Raw genomic sequence first — 516 nt, 5'->3', positions numbered from 1 at the left:
CCCGCTTTATCTTGCTGATAAGCGTCCGGTTGTCGAACGCGATGGCATGCTGATCATGGTGGATGATGACCGTATGGAGCTTCAACCGGGTGAAGTAATTGAAGAGAAAAGCGTGCGTTTCCGTACGTTGGGCTGTTATCCACTGACCGGTGCGATTGAATCTGAAGCGAATACGCTGACGGGCATCATTGAAGAGATGCTGGTGGCGACCTCAAGTGAGCGTCAAGGCCGAGCGATCGACCACGATCAGTCAGGATCGATGGAACTCAAGAAACGTCAAGGTTACTTCTAAAAGATCTAAGGAAAGAGAATGAACAGTGCAGTTGAAGCTCAATTAGCCGAGCTTGGTATCGAAGGCTATTTAAAACAACATCAGTACAAGTCTCTGCTTAGATTTCTGACTTGTGGTTCTGTGGATGATGGGAAAAGCACCCTGATTGGTCGCTTACTCCATGACTCAAAACAAATTTATGAAGACCAACTAGCCGCGGTTCACTCAGATAGCCAACGCGTTGG

General features: G+C 47.9%; 1 protein-coding gene and 1 pseudogene. Both read left to right on the top strand.

The genetic code is table 11. The annotated features are described in order from the left end of the window. Positions 1-292, top strand: a pseudogene (locus R7Z77_RS28460) (sulfate adenylyltransferase small subunit); the annotation flags it as partial. An 18-nt stretch (positions 293-310) separates the two neighbouring features. Beyond that, positions 311-516: GTP-binding protein (locus R7Z77_RS28455; protein WP_318137448.1), on the top strand; the 206-nt coding region annotated here is incomplete at its 3' end.

This window comes from Vibrio sp. 1401, assembly GCF_033340295.1.
Note: the sequence above shows the minus strand (reverse complement) of the source record. Positions and strands in the feature narration are given on the sequence as shown.